The organism is Mycobacterium bohemicum DSM 44277 (assembly GCF_001053185.1).
In the GTDB taxonomy this organism is placed as follows: domain Bacteria; phylum Actinomycetota; class Actinomycetes; order Mycobacteriales; family Mycobacteriaceae; genus Mycobacterium; species Mycobacterium bohemicum.
This window is the reverse complement of the sequence record NZ_CSTD01000001.1, coordinates 1404931-1418867: the sequence shown is the minus strand read 5'-3', so window position 1 is coordinate 1418867 and position 13937 is coordinate 1404931. Positions and strand designations below refer to the sequence as shown.

Genomic DNA, 13937 nt, shown 5'->3' with positions numbered 1-13937 from the left:
CGGACATGGCAGGACTGCTCGAAGGCAAACGGATTCTGGTCACCGGGATCATCACCGACTCGTCGATCGCGTTTCACATCGCGCGGGTGGCCCAGGAGCAGGGGGCCGAGCTGGTGCTGACCGGGTTCGACCGGCTGCGGCTGATCCAGCGCATCGCCGACCGGCTGCCGAACAAGGCGCCGCTGATCGAGCTCGACGTGCAGAACGAGAAGCACCTGGACACGCTGGCCGAACGGGTCACCGAAGTCATCGGTGCGGGCAACAAGCTTGACGGCGTGGTGCATTCGATCGGCTTCATGCCGCAGTCCGGGATGGGCATCAACCCGTTCTTCGACGCCCCCTTCGAGGACGTCGCCAAGGGCATCCACATCTCCGCCTACTCCTATGCCTCGCTGGCCAAGGCGCTGCTGCCGATCATGAACCCCGGCGGCGGGATCGTCGGCATGGACTTCGACCCCACCCGGGCCATGCCCGCCTACAACTGGATGACCGTCGCCAAGAGCGCGCTGGAGTCGGTGAACCGATTCGTTGCGCGCGAGGCCGGCAAGTACGGCGTGCGCTCGAATCTCGTTGCGGCCGGCCCGATCCGGACGCTGGCGATGAGCGCGATCGTCGGCGGCGCGCTCGGCGAGGAGGCCGGAGCCCAGATCCACCTGCTCGAGGAGGGCTGGGACCAGCGCGCGCCGCTGGGCTGGAACATGAAGGACGCGACGCCCGTAGCCAAGACGGTGTGCGCGCTGCTCTCCGAGTGGCTCCCGGCGACGACGGGCACCGTCATCTTCGCCGACGGCGGCGCCAGTACCCAGTTGCTCTAGCCGCCAATGGACTTCGACGCCGTCCTGCTGCTGTCATTCGGCGGCCCCGAAGGGCCCGAGCAGGTCAGGCCGTTCCTGGAGAACGTCACCCGCGGCCGCAACGTGCCGCCGGACCGGCTCGACGAGGTCGCCGAGCACTACCTGCATTTCGGCGGCGTCTCGCCGATCAACGGGATCAACCGTGCGCTGATCGCCGAGTTGCGCAAGGAAATAGACCTGCCGGTGTACTTCGGCAACCGCAACTGGGAGCCGTATGTCGAAGACGCGGTTGCGGCCATGTGCGACAACGGGATCCGCCGGGCCGCGGTGTTCACCACCTCGGCGTGGAGCGGCTACTCCGGCTGCACGCAGTACGCCGAGGACCTGGCCCGCGCCCGCGCGGCGGCCGGGCCCGGCGCGCCCGAGCTGATCAAGCTGCGGCGGTACTTCGACCATCCGCTGTTCGTCGAGATGTTCGCCGACAACATCGCCGCCGCGGCCAGGGCGGTGCCCGCCGGCGCCCGGCTGGTCTTCACGGCGCATTCCGTCCCGGTGGCCGCCGACCAGCGCCTCGGCCCGAACCTGTACAGCCGCCAAGTCGCTTACGCCGCAAGGCTGGTCGCCGCGGCGGCCGGTTATGGCGACTACGACCTGGTCTGGCAGTCGCGCTCGGGGCCGCCGCAGGTGCCCTGGCTGGAGCCCGACATCGCCGATCACCTCGCGGCGCTGAGCGCCGCGGGCACCGACGCCGTGATCGTGTGTCCCATCGGGTTCGTCTCCGACCACATCGAGGTGGTGTGGGACCTCGACACCGAATTGCGCGCGCAGGCCGAGGCGGCCGGTGTCGCGTTAGCGCGGGCATCGACGTTCAACGCCGACCGTCGGTACGCGCGGCTGGCCGCGGGGCTGATCGACGAATTGCGCAAAGGTCTACCGCCCGAACGGATTTCCGGCCCCGATCCGGTGCCGGGATGCCTCGCCGGCGTCAACGGTGAGCCGTGCCGACCGCCGCACTGCGCCGCGCGCGACCCCCGGGAGAGCTAGTCGCTCCAGGCCGAGTGCAGGATGGCGGTGACCGCGGCCATCCGCGCCGAGCGCACCACCGCGGTCAGCGGCCGCAGCGCGTCGCTGGCGATCCGGGCCTCCGACGACGACTGCGCCCCCGCCGGTTCGAGGCCGGCGATCAGCGGGGCCGAGAACCGTTCCGCGGAGTCGGCGGGCCGGCTCAGCCCGGCACCGACCGCGATGATCGCGTCGACGTGCGCCGCGTTCTCCAGCACCCGCAACGCGCGCGTCGGCGCGTGTTCGGGAATGCGGTGCTGCCGCGCGGATTCCAGGAGTTGCTCGATGAGCGCGCGGGGATCGTCGACGTCGGCGGCGGACGCGAGGCCGATCTCGCCCAAAGCGTCGGCGGCCGAGCGCACGGCCGAGCGCAGCGCGTACTCGGCGTCGCCCAGCTCGTAGTGGTCGAACACCGGGGCGCCGGGCAGGGAGTAGACCGTCCAGGACAGGGCGCACGGTTCGGCCGCCTCGTCGAAGTCGTCATACGCGCACTCGGGGACCAGGCCGACGGCCGTGCCGGGATTGTCCGGGTTGGTGACGATGATCGCCTCGCCCGCGGCCAGGGCATCGCGCGCGAATTGAGTTCCTGCGGCCAGGCCGCGCACATCCCCGGGGACGGGCATGACCACGTTGATGGTTCCGCGCAACCGGCCCGGACCGTCCGGACGGCCCACCGCCGCGCGCAGGGTCTGCAGCAGACAGACCGTGCCCGCGTCATGCACGTCGGGCCACGGGAGTCCGGTGTGCCCGGCGGCGACGGCATCATACGCGGTTACCGATTGCTTTGCCGCCCATAACGATAACGCGTCCAAGACGTCGTCGGGCGCGGCTTTGCCCGCGAGCCAGGCGTTGGCCCACAGGGACAGCGAGACACTCGGGCACCACATGGTTTCGCAGTGTAGTTGTTCCGTCCGGCAAAGGCCGGACGCGCGCGTATTCTGGCCGCATGCCCGCCGCGGTGCTCTGGCTGATATCGGCACTGGTGCTGGCCGGTGCGGAGGCGCTCACCGGCCATTTGTTCTTGGTGATGCTCGGCGGGGGCGCGCTGGCCGCGTCGCTGACGAGTTGGCTGACGGGTTGGCCGCAGTGGGCCGACGGGGCGGTGTTCCTGGTCGTGTCGGTGCTGCTGCTGGTGCTGGTCCGGCCCGCGCTGCGACGACGGCTGACACCGGCCACCGCGCTGGAGACCGGAATCAAGGCGCTCGAGGGTAAGAAGGCCGTGGTCCTCGATCGCGTCGGCCACGACGCGGGGCAGGTCAAGCTCGACGGCGAGGTGTGGACCGCGCGCCCCTTCAACGAGGGCGACGTCTACGAACCCGGCGAGTCGGTGACCGTGATGCACATCGAGGGCGCCACGGCGGTGGTCCTCAAAACTGGCCTGTAGCGGCCGCGAGAGTCGCTGCGAGAGAAAGGAAATCCGGTGATTGCTGGATTGATAGTGCTGGCCTTCCTGGTCATCTTCGCCGTCGTGGTGGTGGCCAAGTCGGTCGCGCTCGTACCTCAGGCGGAGGCCGCGGTGATCGAGCGGTTGGGTCGGTACAGCCGCACGGTCAGCGGCCAGCTGACCCTGTTGGTGCCGTTCATCGACCGCATCCGCGCGCGGGTGGACCTGCGCGAGCGGGTGGTGTCGTTCCCGCCGCAGCCGGTGATCACCGAGGACAACCTGACCCTCAACATCGACACCGTGGTCTATTTCCAGGTCACCGTTCCGCAGGCGGCGGTGTACGAGATCAGCAACTACATCGTCGGCGTCGAGCAGCTGACCACCACCACGCTGCGCAACGTGGTCGGCGGCATGACGCTGGAGCAGACCCTGACCTCGCGCGAGGTGATCAACGCGCAACTGCGCGGCGTGCTCGACGAGGCCACCAACCGCTGGGGGCTGCGGGTGGCCCGGGTCGAGCTGCGCAGCATCGACCCGCCGCCGTCGATCCAGGCGTCGATGGAAAAGCAGATGAAGGCCGACCGGGAGAAGCGGGCGATGATCCTGACCGCCGAGGGCACCCGGCAGGCGGCGATCACCCAGGCCGAGGGCCAGAAGCAGGCGCAGATCCTGGCCGCGGAGGGCGCCAAGCAGGCCGCGATCCTGGCCGCCGAGGCCGACCGGCAGTCGCGGATGCTGCGGGCCCAGGGTGAGCGCGCCGCCGCCTACCTGCGCGCGCAGGGGCAGGCGAAGGCCATCGAGAAGACGTTCGCGGCGATCAAGGCCGGCCGGCCGACCCCGGAGATGCTCGCCTACCAGTACCTGCAGACGCTGCCGGAGATGGCCCGCGGCGACGCCAACAAGGTGTGGGTGGTGCCCAGTGACTTCAGTGCGGCGCTCCAGGGCTTCACCCGGCTGCTGGGCAAGCCGGGCGAGGACGGGGTGTTCCGGTTCGAGCCGTCGCCCGCCGATGACGCGCCCCAGCACGCGGCCGGCGACGACGCGGACATCGCCGACTGGTTCTCCACCGAGACCGACCCCGCGATCGCGCAGGCGGTGGCCAACGCCGAGGCGATCGCCCGCCAGCCGGTGGACAGCGCCCACGCCGCGCCGCCCGAGCTCACTCAATAGGATTGCCGCATGAGCGCTTTGACGTCACCCAAGACCTACACCGGCCTGGCCGCGTTCCATGCCGCCGACGCGGTGGCCTGCGCGGTCCAGGTCGCTCCGATCAAGAAGATCCTGGACGACCTGGGCGTCCCCGAGGGGGTGCGCCCGGTGCTCCCGGTGGTCAAGGGCGCGGCCGCCGTCGGGCTGCTCTCGGTCACCTGGTTCCCCGCCCTTGCGCGCCTGACGACGGCGATGCTGACGCTGTATTTCACGCTGGCCGTGGGCGCGCACACGTATTTCTGCGTTTTCGCGGCGACGACGCCAAATCCGAACCATTCCAATTTTGCTACTTCCCGTCATTCCGGCCCGATTTCGGACCGGAGGCGCTGACGGCGAAGCGTCGCGCGCCCGACTTGCGCCCGGTGTGTTCGAGCATCAGGACGCGGGAGCCGAACACGGCGCCCGCGCGGGCCCGAAAGATCCACACCGGTGCGCGCGTGAAACGCCGCCACCGCAGCAGTCGCGCGGCGATCCTCGCGGTCACCGATGGCGAGCCATCATCGGTCACGCGTCCCTCCTTCGCCGGGCCGAATAGTCGCTGGCCGTTCGGGGTATGCCGCCATCTCAATGAGTCAAATACCGGGCGAGGGCCGGCGCCAAACACCCGACAGCCACTCGATGCATCGATCGATCCAGGGCACAGCGATCGGCAACTTCATGGAGGCCTACGACTTCACGCTGTTCAGCCTGGTCGCCACCCTGCTGGCCCAGACCTTCTTCCCCGGGAACAACTCCGGCGCGAGCAACCTCATCGCCACTTTCGCCACGATGACGGCGGGATTCGTCGTGCGGCCGCTCGGCGGGTTCATCTTCGGCCCCCTCGGCGACCGCATCGGCCGCAAGCCCGTGCTGGTGATGACGATCTCCATGATGGCCGTGTGCGCGGCCGCGACGGGTGTGCTGCCGGGCTACAACACGCTGGGATTCGCCGCGCCGATCCTGCTCACCGTGATCCGCGTCTGCCAGGGCCTGTCGTCGGGCGGGGAGTACGCGGGCGCGATGACCTACATCGACGAACACGCCCCGGACCACAAGCGCGGGATGCTCGCCGGGTTCCTGCCGCTGGGGACGCTCGGCGGCTTCGTCGCGGGCGCGGCCCTGGTGACCGTCCTGAATACCGCGCTCCCGAAGGACGACATGCTGGCCTGGGGCTGGCGCATACCGTTCCTGCTGGCCGCCCCGCTCGGGCTGATCGCGCTGTACCTGCGCTCGCGGATCGACGAGTCGCCCGTCTACGAGCGGGCGCACCGCGAGGCCGCGACCGATTCCGCTCACGGGCAGTTCTGGCGCACGGTCGTCGAGCAATGGCGTCCGCTGCTGCTGTGCATCGGCCTGGAGTTGGCCATCAGCGACACCAGCTACATGATCAGCGGCTACGTGCCGACCTACCTCAAGAAGACCGTCGACCTGCCGGACACGATGGCGCTGGCGATGGTGCTGGTGCTGCTGGCCCTGCTGATGACCGCCGTCGTATCGGTGGGAAAGCTGTCGGACAGCATCGGCGTGAAGCCCCTGATGTGGACGGGATGCGGGCTGCTCCTGGCGGTGTCGTTACCGGCGTTCTCGCTGATGCGTTACGGCGGCGGCTATCCCAGCAAGTTCGCCGGTGTGCTCCTCGTCGGCTCGGCGATGCTCTTCCTGAGCAGCCTCGAGCCCGCCATCCTGCCCGCGCTGTTTCCGACCAGCGTGCGCTACGGCGCGCTGTCGATCGGTTTCAACGTCGCGGTGTCGGCATTCGGCGGCACCACCCCGCTGATCGCCGAGTCGCTGGTCGCCGGGACCGGCAACCCGATGGTCCCGGCCTACATGCTCATGTTCGCCGGGCTGGTCGGCGCCATCACGCTGTTCTTCACCCCCGAGGTGGCGGGCAGGCCGCTCCCGGGCACGGAACCGTCGAGCGAACCGCGCGACGTGCTGGAAGCCCAGCCGTCGGATTAGCCGAGGTGGGTGCGGCAACCCGCGCGCTTCAGATTGTTTTCAGCTTGGCGCGCTGACAATGGGGCCATGACGGATTTCGCGCGCGCCGACCGTCGCCCGGCCGATCGGTCCACCGCGGGCGCTCCGCGGGTGCTGGTGGTCGAGGACTCCGAGACCATCCGCGAGATGGTCGGCGAGGCGCTGACGGACGCCGGCTACCACGCCGATCTCCGACCCGACGGCGACGGGCTGGAGGACGCGCTCGAGGGGCTGCGGCCCGACCTGGTGGTGCTGGACGTCATGCTGCCGGGTCGCGACGGGTTCGCGCTCGTCGACGTGATCCGCGAGTGGTGCGACGTCGGCATCGTCATGATCACGGCCCGCGATGCGCTGCAGGACCGGGTGCGCGGCCTGGACGGCGGCGCCGACGACTACGTGGTCAAGCCGTTCGAGCTGGCCGAACTCGTGTCGCGGGTGGGCGCGGTGCTGCGCCGGCGCGGACGCCTGCCGCAGGCGCTTCAGGTGGGGGATCTGGTCGTCGACGCCGAGGCCGGCGTCGCCGCCCGCGCGGGACGCGAGCTGGGCCTCACCGCCACCGAGCTGCGGCTGCTGCGCTTCCTCATCGAGCAGCGCGGCCGGATCGTGAGCGCCAACCAGATCCTCAACGCGGTCTGGGGCTACGACGCGTACGACCCGAACCTGGTGCAGGTCCACGTCAGCGGGCTGCGGCGCAAGCTCGAGGCGCACGGCCCGCGCATCCTGCACACCGTCCGCGGCATCGGGTATCGACTGCAGCCCCGTCGATCATGACGGTCGACCCCGCGACGCCGGCGCCGTCGCTGCAGCGCCGGGTCACCGCCCTCGTGCTCGGCCTGCTTGCGGTCCTGCTGCTGGTGCTGGGGGTGGTCATCGACGTCAGCCTGCGCGCCGAGGCCCGCCGGGACCTCAACGGCCGGCTGCTCGCGGCGACGTCGCGCGCCGACGCCCTCGCCCTGGCCCACACCCCGGCGAACCAGATGGCCGCCCAGCTCAGCGGCGGCACCGTGCGGGCGCTCGTGGTCACGGCCGACGGCGCCGCCTACGGCGGGGCCCAGAGGCCGACGAGGCCGGCGGCACCGAAGGCCCCGACGACCAGGCCGGCCAACCCGCTGGCGATGGCCACGCCGACGGGATGGCGGTGCACCACCGACGGCCGCGGCTCGGCGGGGGTCGTGGGCGCGTCCCGCACCGCGGGTTCCCCCTGCGCGAATGTGCTGTGAGTCGATTCCTGGCCGGTCACTGCTCCTCCTGTCTCCTGGTGGGCGATGCCGGCGACGCTAGGAACGTGGTCTGAAGTCAACCTGAAGAGGGCGGGGAAGAGCCCGGATCTTCAGGTTGACTTCAGCGGCGGTGAGAGATGCCCGGCCGGTCGTAGCGGCGGAGCGGCCGGTCAGCCGACGGCGGCGGTTTCGGGCGTTTGCTCGTCGGTTGCTACGTGCCGGCGGCGGTGGTGCCGGCGGAAGTGGCGGATCTCGACGATCAGCCCGGCCAGGCCGAGCGCCGCTGTGCACGCCGACACCAGATACAGCAGCGAGCTCGGGTGGCCGGCCAGCGCGTCACCGAGGATCACGACGGCCGCCGTCCCGGGGAGCAGGCCGGCCAGCGTCGCCAGCGCATACGGCAGCACCCGCACGGCCGACGCGCCGGCGGCGTAATTCAGCGCCGAAAACGGCACGGCGGCGATGAGCCGCAGCGACAGGATGGCCAGCCAGCCGCGTTCCCGCAGCCGCTCGTCCACGGTGTCGACGGACCGGTGCCGAACCAGGCGGTTCAGCCGCCACCCCGCGGCGCGCACCAGCAGCATCGCGATGAGCGCGCTCACCGTGCTGGCGACCACCGCGATGGCGATGCCCAACACCGGCCCGAACAGGAGCCCGGCCGCCAGCGTGAACGCCGTGCGGGGGACGGGCACCACGGTGACGACGATGTGAGCGAGGAAGAACGCCAACGGGAACCACGGGCCCACCGATTCCGCCCAGGCGCGCATCTGCACCGGCGAGGGCAGCGGCAGCCAGCTCGCCAGCGCGACCAGGACTGTGATCCCAACCACTGTCGCGGCGATGCGCGGCCGGGACACCTGGCGCGCGGCGGCACCCAGCGCGCTGCCGAGATCGCGGAGGGTCGTGGTGATTCTGCTGGTGGCGGAAGCCGTCACGGGTCTCAAGGTTACGGGGCCGAGGTGAATAATCCGTTGCCCGAGCCTGGCGTTTCATCACCCGACCGGCGCCGGTGGCCCACCTCGCATTTCTCGGCGCAGGCGGCATCACTTAGCCTGATTAGTAAGTGGCGAACCCGGATCAGCAGCGCGATGCGCTGGGAAAAAGGGAGCAATCGGTGTCCGTTGATGTACCCGAGCTGGCCGACCTGGAACAGGTTCAGGCACGCTGGCGCGCCGCCGTCGCCGGGGTGCTGGCCAAGGGCCGCGGCAAGGATCCATCGGAGTTTGGGGACCAACCCGAGCGGCTGCTGGAAACCCCGACCTACGACGGCATCGCGATCCGCGCGCTCTACACCGCGCTCGACGAGCTGCCCGAGGCCCCGCTGCCCGGCGAATGGCCTTACGTGCGGGGCGGTGACGCGGTGCGCGACGTCACCGCGGGCTGGAAGGTCGCGGAGGCGTTCGGCCCCTCCGATGACGCCAACGCCGCCGTGCTGGCCGCGCTGTCCGACGGGGTCAGCGCGCTGGTGATCCGGGAGGGCAGGCCGGCCGAGCTCGCGCAACTGCTCTCCGGCGTGTACCTGGACCTGGTTTCGGTGATCCTCGACGTCGGCGCCGACTACGCAGAGGCCACCGGCGCGCTGCTGGCCCTGGTGGAAAAGCTCGACGCGGACGCGGTCGCCGGGCTGTCGATCGACCTGGGCGCCGACCCGCTGACCGCCGAGCTCAGCGGCCGACAGGCGCCACCGATCGAACACGTCGTCGCGGTCGCGACTGGCATGGCCCAGCACCACGGCGTGCGGGCGATCACCGTCGACGGCCCCGCATTCCACAACCTCGGCGCCAACGAATCGTGGGAGCTCGCCGGCAGCATCGCGGCCGCGGTGGCCTACCTGCGCACGCTCACCGGAGCCGGAATGCCCGCGGGGGAAGCGTTGCGGCACATCAGCTTCCGGTTGGCCGCCGACGACGACCAGTTCCTGACGATCGCCAAGATGCGCGCCGCGCGTCAACTGTGGGCGCGCGTCGCCGAGGTCGTCGGCGACGCGTCCGGCGGGGCGGCCGTCCTGCACGCCGAGACATCGCTGCCGATGATGACCCAGCGCGACCCGTGGGTGAACATGCTGCGCGGCACGCTGGCCGCGTTCGGCGCGGGCGTCGGGGGCGCCGACACCGTGCTGGTGCACCCGTTCGACGTCGCGATCCCCGGCGGATTCCCCGGTGTGTCGGCCGGTTTCGCGCGTCGCATCGCCCGCAACACCCAGCTGCTGCTGCTCGAGGAGTCGCACGTCGGTCGGGTGCTGGATCCGGCGGGCGGATCCTGGTACGTCGAGGACCTCACCGAGCGGCTGGCCCGCCAAGCCTGGGAACACTTCCAGGCCATCGAATCCCGCGGGGGGTTCGTCGACGCCAGCGCTTTCATCGCCGGCCGGATCGCCGAGGTCGCCGCGCAACGCGCCGACGACATCGCGCACCGGCGCACCGCGATCACGGGGGTCAACGAGTTCCCCAACCTCGAGGAACCCGCCTTGCCGCAACATGATTCGGCCGATCGGCGGATGGTCCGCTACGCCGGGGAGTTCGAGGCGCTGCGCGACCGCTCCGACGCCCACCTGGCGCGCACGGGCGCCCGTCCCCGGGCGCTGTTGCTGCCGCTGGGGCCCCTGGCCGAGCACAACGTGCGGGCGACGTTCGCGTCCAACCTGCTGGCGTCGGGCGGCATCGAGGCGGTGAACCCGGGACCGCTGGAGGCCGGCGGGATCGCGGGCGCCGTCCGGGACGTGGGGTCGCCACCGGTCGCGGTGATCTGCGGCACCGACAAGCGCTATGCGGACGAGGCCGGGTCCGTCGTGCGGGCCGCCCGCGACGCGGGCGTGGCGGCCGTCTATCTGGCCGGGCCCGAGAAGGCGGCGGGCGACCTCGCCGGGGCCGACCGGCCCGACGAGTTCCTGACCGCGAAAATCAATGCGGTGCAAGCATTGTCGAATCTGCTCACCCGGTTGGGAGCGTGACGCCATGACGGTTAACGATGTCGCCGGCCATGCGGCTCCGGCCACCACCCCCGTGATCGAAAGCTTTGCCGGCGTCCCGCTGCACGGCGACCGCCAGACGGAGCCCCCCACCGAGGCCGCGGCCGAAAGGCACATCGCCGCCGCGGCGTCGGCGCACGGCTACACCGCCGACCAGGTGCGCTGGCACACGCCGGAGAACATCGACGTCAAGTCGGTGTACATCGCGGCCGACCGCGCCGCGGCGCAGGCCGACGGCTACCCGTTGAACAGCTTCCCCGGTGAGCCGCCGTTCGTCCGCGGCCCCTACCCCACGATGTATGTGAACCAGCCCTGGACGATCCGCCAGTACGCCGGGTTCTCCACCGCCGCGGACTCCAACGCTTTCTACCGCCGCAACCTGGCCGCCGGCCAGAAGGGCCTGTCGGTGGCGTTCGACCTGGCCACCCACCGCGGCTACGACTCGGACCACCCCCGCGTGCAGGGGGACGTCGGAATGGCCGGCGTGGCAATCGATTCCATCCTCGACATGCGCCAGCTGTTCGACGGTATCGACCTGTCGGCGGTCAGTGTGTCGATGACGATGAACGGTGCGGTGTTGCCGATCCTGGCGCTGTACGTCGTGGCCGCCGAGGAGCAGGGGGTGCCGCCGGAGAAGCTGGCCGGCACGATCCAGAACGACATCCTCAAAGAGTTCATGGTGCGCAACACCTACATCTATCCGCCCAAGCCGTCGATGCGGATCATCTCCGACATCTTCGCCTACACCAGCGCCAAGATGCCGAAGTTCAACTCCATCTCGATCTCCGGCTACCACATCCAAGAGGCCGGCGCCACGGCCGATCTGGAGTTGGCCTACACGCTGGCCGACGGTGTCGACTACATCAAGGCCGGGCTGGACGCCGAGCTGGACATCGACAAGTTCGCGCCGCGGCTGTCGTTCTTCTGGGGTATCGGCATGAACTTCTTCATGGAGGTCGCCAAGCTGCGCGCGGGCCGGCTGCTGTGGAGCGAACTGGTCGCCGGGTTCGGCGCCAAGAACCCCAAATCCCTTTCGCTGCGGACGCATTCGCAGACCTCGGGGTGGTCGCTGACCGCCCAGGACGCCTTCAACAACGTCGCGCGCACCTGCATCGAGGCGATGGCCGCCACGCAGGGCCACACGCAGTCCCTGCACACCAACGCCCTCGACGAGGCGCTGGCGCTGCCCACCGACTTCTCGGCCCGCATCGCACGCAACACCCAGCTGGTGCTGGCGCAGGAGTCGGGCACCACCCGCCCGATCGACCCCTGGGGCGGCTCGTATTACGTGGAGTGGCTGACCCACCAGCTCGCGCAGAAGGCCCGCGCGCACCTCACCGAGATCGCCGAGCACGGCGGCATGGCGCAGGCCATCAGCGACGGCATTCCCAAGCTGCGGATCGAGGAGGCGGCCGCGCGCACCCAGGCCCGCATCGACTCCGGCCAGCAGCCGGTGATCGGGGTCAACAAGTACCGGGTCGACGAGGAGCAGAAGATCGAGGTCCTCAAGGTCGAGAACAGCCGGGTGCGCGCCGAACAACTGGCCAAACTCCAAGAGCTGCGCGCCAACCGCGACCAGGCGGCAGTCGACGCCGCGCTGGCCGAGCTGTCCCGGGCGGCGGGCGCCCATGGCCGAGCCGGGGAAGACGGGCTGGGCAACAACCTGCTGGCGCTGGCCATCGACGCGGCCCGAGCCAAGGCTACGGTCGGGGAGATCTCCGACGCCCTGGAGAAGGTGTACGGCCGCCACCAGGCCGAGATCCGCACCATCGCCGGGGTTTACCGCCAGGAATTCGGAGAAGCCGGAAAGGCCACCAACATCGCCAGCGCCACCGAACTAGTCCAGAAGTTCGCCGAGGCAGACGGCCGCCGGCCCAGGATCCTGGTGGCCAAGATGGGCCAGGACGGGCACGACCGCGGCCAGAAGGTGATCGCCACCGCGTTCGCCGACCTCGGGTTCGACGTCGACGTCGGGTCGCTGTTCTCCACGCCCGACGAGGTGGCCCGCCAGGCCGCCGACAACGACGTGCACGTCATCGGTGTCTCCTCCCTGGCCGCCGGGCACCTGACGCTGGTGCCGGCGCTGCGCGACGCGCTGGCGGCGGTGGGGCGGCCCGACATCATGATCGTGGTCGGCGGCGTCATCCCGCCCGACGACTTCGACGAGCTGTACGCCGCCGGGGCCGCCGCGATCTTCCCGCCGGGAACGGTGATCGCCGACGCCGCCATCGGCCTGCTGCACAAGCTCGCCGAACGGCTCGGGTACGACCTGGGCCAGTGACGGCCACCCTGCACGCGAGCGTGACGTCACGGCGAGAAATCGGTCCAAAGTCCGCCCTGACGTCACGCTCGGCGCTCCGATGAGCTCGCACACGGTCGAGGAGCTCGCGACCGCGATCCGCGGCGGTGACCGCGCCGTACTGCCGCGGGCGATCACGCTGCTGGAATCCACCCGTCCTGACCATCACGAGCAGGCCCAGCGGCTGCTGCTGGAACTGACGCCCGACTCCGGCGACGCACACCGCGTGGGCATCACCGGGGTTCCCGGCGTGGGGAAGTCCACCACCATCGAGGCGCTGGGCATGCACCTGATCGAGCGGGGTCACCGGGTCGCGGTGCTGGCGGTCGACCCGTCGTCGACGCGGACCGGCGGATCCATCCTCGGCGACAAGACCCGTATGGCGCGGCTGGCGGTGCATCCCGACGCCTACATCCGGCCGTCGCCGACGTCGGGCACGTTGGGCGGGGTGGCAAAGGCCACCCGGGAAACAATTGTCGTGTTGGAGGCGGCGGGTTTCGACGTGATCGTGGTCGAGACGGTCGGCGTCGGGCAGTCCGAGGTGGCCGTGGCCAACATGGTGGACACCTTCGTCCTGTTGACCTTGGCGCGCACCGGTGACCAGCTGCAGGGCATCAAGAAGGGCGCCCTCGAGCTGGCCGACATCGTGGTGGTCAATAAGGCCGACGGCGAGCACCTCGCGGAGGCGCGGCTGGCCGCGCGGGAGCTGTCGTCGGCGATCCGGCTGATCCACCCGCGTGAAACGCTGTGGCGGCCGCCGGTGTTGACGATGAGCGCGATGGAGGGGACCGGCCTGGCCGAACTCTGGGAGACCATCGAGCGTCACCGCCGGGTGCTCACCGAGGCCGGGGAGTTCGAGGCGCGCCGGCGGGCGCAGCAGGTGGACTGGACCTGGCAGATGGTCCGCGACACCGTGCTGGACGCGGTGATGTCGAACCCGGAGGTGCGCAAGCTGCGCGCCGACGTCGAACGTCAGGTCAAGGCGGGCGAGCTGACGCCCGCGCTGGCGGCCCAGCAAATACTGAACGCCGCGGCCCGCTAACGG

Annotated in this window: 11 protein-coding genes and 3 pseudogenes; 11 read left to right on the top strand and 3 right to left on the bottom strand. The window is 70.5% G+C overall.

Translation table 11 applies throughout. The features are described 5' to 3' along the window. The first annotated feature begins 5 nt into the window (after nucleotides 1-5). Both inhA and BN971_RS06405 read left to right on the top strand, forming a co-directional pair. A complete protein-coding gene (gene inhA, locus BN971_RS06410) occupies nucleotides 6-815 on the top strand; it encodes an NADH-dependent enoyl-ACP reductase InhA (protein ID WP_085179993.1) in 810 nt (269 codons plus the stop codon). 6 nt (nucleotides 816-821) lie between these two features. Continuing rightward, nucleotides 822-1869 (top strand): annotated as a pseudogene (locus BN971_RS06405) (ferrochelatase). On the opposite strand, the gene BN971_RS06400 reads toward BN971_RS06405, so the two are convergent. Beyond that, the gene (locus BN971_RS06400; RefSeq protein ID WP_085179995.1) at nucleotides 1835-2743 is read right to left on the bottom strand and encodes a hypothetical protein; all 909 of its coding nucleotides are present in this window, start codon (nucleotides 2741-2743) and stop codon (nucleotides 1835-1837) included. The pseudogene BN971_RS06405 and the gene BN971_RS06400 overlap by 35 nt on opposite strands. Before the next feature lie 59 nt (nucleotides 2744-2802). Between BN971_RS06400 and BN971_RS06395 the strand changes: the two genes are divergently transcribed. The 3 genes and pseudogenes from BN971_RS06395 to BN971_RS06385 form a co-directional block, all read left to right on the top strand. Further along, nucleotides 2803-3240, top strand: coding sequence for an NfeD family protein (locus BN971_RS06395; protein ID WP_085179996.1), 438 nt, complete (start codon nucleotides 2803-2805; stop codon nucleotides 3238-3240). Between the two features lie 36 nt (nucleotides 3241-3276). Then, the gene (locus BN971_RS06390) at nucleotides 3277-4410 is read left to right on the top strand and encodes an SPFH domain-containing protein (protein ID WP_085179997.1); all 1134 of its coding nucleotides are present in this window, start codon (nucleotides 3277-3279) and stop codon (nucleotides 4408-4410) included. A 9-nt stretch (nucleotides 4411-4419) separates the two neighbouring features. Next, a pseudogene (locus BN971_RS06385) lies at nucleotides 4420-4680 on the top strand (DoxX family protein); the annotation flags it as partial. A gap of 100 nt (nucleotides 4681-4780) precedes the next feature. Here the strand turns inward: BN971_RS06385 and BN971_RS25630 are convergent. Next, nucleotides 4781-4957, bottom strand: a pseudogene (locus tag BN971_RS25630) (nitroreductase family deazaflavin-dependent oxidoreductase); the annotation flags it as partial. A 110-nt stretch (nucleotides 4958-5067) separates the two neighbouring features. On the opposite strand from BN971_RS25630, the gene BN971_RS06375 reads away from it, so the two are divergent. The 3 genes from BN971_RS06375 to BN971_RS26585 all read left to right on the top strand — a co-directional run bounded on the left by BN971_RS06375 (nucleotide 5068) and on the right by BN971_RS26585 (nucleotide 7625). Continuing rightward, nucleotides 5068-6387 carry an MFS transporter gene (locus tag BN971_RS06375; protein WP_085180000.1) on the top strand — a complete coding sequence of 440 codons (1320 nt, stop codon included), beginning with the start codon at nucleotides 5068-5070 and terminating at the stop codon, nucleotides 6385-6387. Between the two features lie 66 nt (nucleotides 6388-6453). Further along, complete coding sequence (locus BN971_RS06370) at nucleotides 6454-7176, top strand: response regulator transcription factor (protein ID WP_085180001.1); 723 nt, start codon at nucleotides 6454-6456, stop codon at nucleotides 7174-7176. Continuing rightward, on the top strand, nucleotides 7173-7625 hold the full coding sequence (locus tag BN971_RS26585) for a hypothetical protein (protein WP_428978046.1): 453 nt from the start codon (nucleotides 7173-7175) through the stop codon (nucleotides 7623-7625). Before BN971_RS06370 ends, BN971_RS26585 begins: the two co-directional genes overlap by 4 nt. A 170-nt stretch (nucleotides 7626-7795) precedes the next feature. On the opposite strand, the gene BN971_RS06360 is transcribed toward BN971_RS26585, so the two are convergent. Then, on the bottom strand, nucleotides 7796-8560 hold the full coding sequence (locus BN971_RS06360) for a TVP38/TMEM64 family protein (protein WP_085180297.1): 765 nt from the start codon (nucleotides 8558-8560) through the stop codon (nucleotides 7796-7798). A 179-nt stretch (nucleotides 8561-8739) separates the two neighbouring features. Here BN971_RS06360 and mutA point away from each other — a divergent pair, with 179 nt between their 5' ends. The 3 genes from mutA to meaB all read left to right on the top strand — a co-directional run bounded on the left by mutA (nucleotide 8740) and on the right by meaB (nucleotide 13934). Beyond that, nucleotides 8740-10575: a methylmalonyl-CoA mutase small subunit gene (gene mutA, locus BN971_RS06355; protein ID WP_085180554.1), complete on the top strand. Its 1836-nt coding sequence runs from the start codon at nucleotides 8740-8742 to the stop codon at nucleotides 10573-10575. 4 nt (nucleotides 10576-10579) lie between these two features. After that, nucleotides 10580-12874: a methylmalonyl-CoA mutase gene (scpA, locus tag BN971_RS06350; protein WP_085180296.1), complete on the top strand. Its 2295-nt coding sequence runs from the start codon at nucleotides 10580-10582 to the stop codon at nucleotides 12872-12874. A gap of 79 nt (nucleotides 12875-12953) precedes the next feature. Then, nucleotides 12954-13934 (top strand): methylmalonyl Co-A mutase-associated GTPase MeaB, encoded by a 981-nt coding sequence (gene meaB / locus BN971_RS06345; RefSeq protein WP_085180295.1) that lies wholly within the window; start codon nucleotides 12954-12956, stop codon nucleotides 13932-13934. The last annotated feature ends 3 nt before the right edge of the window (nucleotides 13935-13937 follow it).